The sequence below is a fragment of the Mesorhizobium sp. M7A.F.Ca.US.014.04.1.1 genome, from assembly GCF_003998745.1.
GTDB lineage: Bacteria > Pseudomonadota > Alphaproteobacteria > Rhizobiales > Rhizobiaceae > Mesorhizobium > Mesorhizobium ciceri.
The window spans coordinates 1-3,719 of the sequence record NZ_RZRW01000557.1; the positions used below are offsets into that span (position 1 = coordinate 1).

Below are 3,719 nucleotides of genomic sequence, written 5' to 3' on the forward strand. Positions count from 1 at the left end.
AGGAAAAAGCGCCGCACGCGTTGACGCTTCGGCGCTGCACGCCTAGAGACCGGTTGAAAAACCCTTGCTGCGGCCCGCCTTCGGGCCGGCAGATGATTTGGAAAACTGTGACATGGCGGGATCAAACATCATCGATCTCAACCCCGAGCTGCTGGCGGCCGCGACCGAAAGCAAGGCGTGGCCGTTCGAGGAAGCCAAAAAGATCATCGAGCGCTACAAAGGCGCCGACTTTCCGCAAACAGTCCTGTTCGAGACCGGCTACGGGCCGTCCGGCCTGCCGCATATCGGCACGTTCGGCGAGGTGGCGCGCACCTCGATGGTGCGCCATGCCTTCCGTGTCCTGACGCAGGACAAGGTCGCGACCAAGCTGCTGTGCTTTTCCGACGATATGGACGGCATGCGCAAGATACCCGACAGCGTGCCGGACCGCGCCGCACTCGAGCCGCATCTGCACAAGCCGCTATCGTCGGTCCCCAACCCCTTCGGCGGCGACTATGCGAGCTTCGCCGACCACAACAATGCGATGCTCTGCCGCTTCCTCGACACGTTCGGCTTCGACTACGAGTTCGCCAGCGCGACGCAATACTACAAGGCCGGCCGTTTCGACGCGATGCTCAAGCGCGCCGCCGAGCGCTATGAGCAGATCATGGCGGTGATGCTACCGACGCTCGGGCCCGAGCGGCAGGCGACCTACAGCCCGTTCCTGCCGATCTCGCCGAAGAGCGGCCGCGTGCTTTACGTGCCCATGAAGCATGTCGACGCCAAAGCCGGCACCATCACCTTCGACGACGAGGGCACCGAGACCACGCTTTCGATCACCGGCGGCCGCGTGAAGCTGCAGTGGAAGCCGGATTTCGGCATGCGCTGGGCAGCGCTTGGCGTCGATTTCGAAATGTTCGGCAAGGACCACCAGACCAATGCGGTGGTCTACGACCGTATCTGCAACATTCTGGGCGGACGGGCGCCGGAGCATTTCGTCTACGAACTGTTCCTCGACGAGAACGGCCAGAAGATCTCGAAGTCGAAGGGCAACGGGCTGACCATCGACGAGTGGCTGACCTATGCGCCGACCGAAAGCCTCGGGCTCTACATGTACCAACGGCCGCGGCAGGCCAAGAAGCTGTATTTCGACGTTATCCCGCGGGCCGTGGATGAATACTACACGTTCCTCGCCGCCTATCCCCGCCAGGACTGGAAGGAGCGGCTGGGCAACCCGGTCTGGCATATGCATGACGGCAACCCGCCAGCGATCGACATGCCGGTGCCGTTCTCTCTGCTGCTCAATCTGGTCAGCGCTTCCAACGCGCAGAACAAGGATGTGCTGTGGGGGTTCATTTCACGTCATACGCAAGGCGTGACGCCGGCGACGCATCCAGAGCTCGACCGGCTGGTCGGCCATGCGATCCGCTATTTCGACGATTTCGTGAAGCCGACGAAAACCTTCCGGCCCGCCGACGAGGTCGAGCGCGAAGCGCTGGCAGCCCTCGACGAAGCACTTGGCGCGCTGCCGGCGGACGCCAGCGGCGAAGCGATCCAGAACGCCTCGCTCAACGTCGCACGCAGGATCGAGCGCTATCAGGATCATTCCAAGCAGAGCCCGGAAGGCGGCCCCGGCGTATCGGGCGCCTTCTTCCAGATGATCTACCAGGTGCTGATCGGCCAGGAGCGCGGCCCGCGCTTCGGCTCGTTCGCAGCACTCTACGGCGTTGCCGAGACGCGTGCGCTCATTGAGCGGGCGCTGGCTGGTCAGCTGGCTTGAGCACGCCGTCGACCTCTTCCAGGATCGAACCCGGCGCCTGAGGTGCCGGGCCTGGCGCGGCCGGCATCGCCGGCATGCCCGACAGATCGGGCGCCGATCCGAAAATGCCCTTCTTGCCCATGCGCGCCTTGTCGCCGGCCTCGACATAGGGGCCGCCCTTGGCGGCGCGCGCCCAGCCATTTTCGACCAGCCACTGACCTACATCCTGCTTGCCGATCCGGCACTCGGCTGCGATCAGGTCGCGGCCGCCCTGCGGCGGCACCGTGCAGACCACCGCGCGGCCGCGCAGGAAGGCGCGGAACGCTGTCCTCGCCCGGACGCCGCACGGCCAGGACTTGCCGTCCTCGCTGCAAATCTCGTCCTGCCTGACGATGTCGATGCCGGAAACCGCGACCGAGTAGCCCTTCGCCTCGATCAAGCCGGCGGCCGGCGCAACCGGCTGGAACAGCTTTGTGCCGTTCCAGTCGTCAGGCATTTTCGGCTTGGGCGGCACGGCCAGCGCGAGTTTGCTCAGCGGCTCGCGCGGCTCGATCCGTTCAAGCCCGTCGGCGGGCAGTTCCGGCGGCGCGACGATTTCGGGATCGATCGCCCTCGAATGCGTCGCCGGCTGCGGAGCTGCGATGGCCGATGTGGCCGGCTCCTCGGGCAGCGTCCCGGCAGCCTGCTGCGCCATCGCATCGGCGCCCGGATCAAGCTGGTCCACGGTGATGACGCTTTCACTACCTTTCAGAGTGTGACCGCCAGTGACGACAATGGCTGCCATCACAGGGACCATCAGAACCGCCAGCGCATGATGGAGAAGCCGCACCAGCTTGACCTATTGGCTTGCCCAGACAATCCGCGCCACCCATTCGACATCGCGCATGGGAATATCGCGGTCGGGATGATCGGGATTGAGCGAGACCAGCGCAATCGACCTGACGGTCTGGCGCTCGAGCACCTTGGCCATCACTTCGCCTGATGTGGTCTTGACGACGACGCGATCGCCCTTGCGGGTAACGGCGCCCGGTTCGACGATGAGGACGTCGCCATTGCGGTAGAGCGGCAGCATGGAATCGCCCTGCACCTGCAAAGCATAGGAACTCTCGGTCGATTGCGTCGGCAGTTCGATCAGATCCCAGCCCTGCCCGGCTGGAAAGCCGGCATCGTCGAAGAAGCCGCCGGCGCCGGCCTGGGCAAAGCCGAGCAGCGGCACGGAGCTTCGGCGGGCGACCGAAGCCGCATGGCTGGCCCCGGCCCGACCTTCAATCAAACCGGTGAATTCGTCGAGGGAAGCGCCCGTTGCCTCCATAATCTTTGCCAGTGATTCGGTCGAGGGCCAGCGCGGCCGGCCATCCGACGACAGGCGCTTCGACTTGTTGAAGGCGGTGGAATCGAGCCCCGCACGCTTGGCCAGCCCCGAGGCCGAAAGCGAATAGCGCTCGGCAAGAGCATCAATGGCAGCCCAGACACGGTCATGCGAGAGCATGTGTCGCTCTCCTTTGAACAGGAAAAAATACCTTCCCTGTTCTAACCCCGGACCGCCATCTTGTCCACAGTGCAAGGCTTACTCACGCCGCTTTCCTGGTCTCGCCTTTCGCATAGGGATCGAAGCGCTGATAGAAGCTCTCACCCTTCTCGGCCATGTCGAGCAGCAGCTTGGGCGCCTTGAACTCGGCGCCGTATTTCTTCTGCAGGTTTCTGGCGATCTTGACGAACGCCTTGGCGCCGATGCCGTCGATGTAGGACAGCGCACCGCCGGTATAGGGAGCGAAGCCGAAGGCGAGGATCGAGCCGACATCGGCCTCGCGCGGGTCGGTGACGATGCCTTCTTCCATCACCCGGGCCGCTTCCAGCGCGATGGTGACCAGCAGCCGCTGCTGCAGTTCCTCATAATCGACCTTCTCGGGCGCAAGCTGCGGATAGAGATCCCTGATGCCCGGCCACAGCTTCTTCTTGGCGGGCCTTGCCGGATAATCGT

4 protein-coding genes are annotated in these 3,719 nt (G+C 64.2%); 1 reads left to right on the top strand and 3 read right to left on the bottom strand.

The window, feature by feature from the left end; translation table 11 throughout:
* Nucleotides 1-112: 112 nt before the first annotated feature.
* Nucleotides 113-1,759 (top strand): lysine--tRNA ligase, encoded by a 1,647-nt coding sequence (locus EOA22_RS27390; protein WP_063170009.1) that lies wholly within the window; start codon nucleotides 113-115, stop codon nucleotides 1,757-1,759.
* Here the strand turns inward: EOA22_RS27390 and EOA22_RS27395 are convergent.
* From EOA22_RS27395 to EOA22_RS27405, 3 genes are all read right to left on the bottom strand, one after another.
* Nucleotides 1,725-2,567 (bottom strand): thermonuclease family protein, encoded by an 843-nt coding sequence (locus EOA22_RS27395; RefSeq protein WP_348628039.1) that lies wholly within the window; start codon nucleotides 2,565-2,567, stop codon nucleotides 1,725-1,727. The two genes, EOA22_RS27390 and EOA22_RS27395, sit on opposite strands and share 35 nt — an antisense overlap.
* A 9-nt stretch (nucleotides 2,568-2,576) precedes the next feature.
* The gene (locus tag EOA22_RS27400) at nucleotides 2,577-3,227 is read right to left on the bottom strand and encodes a helix-turn-helix transcriptional regulator (RefSeq protein WP_013533656.1); all 651 of its coding nucleotides are present in this window, start codon (nucleotides 3,225-3,227) and stop codon (nucleotides 2,577-2,579) included.
* Nucleotides 3,228-3,309: 82 nt separating this feature from the next.
* Nucleotides 3,310-3,719, bottom strand: a 410-nt coding sequence (locus EOA22_RS27405; protein ID WP_245478701.1) for a 3-hydroxyacyl-CoA dehydrogenase family protein, incomplete at its 5' end; no start/stop codon positions are given.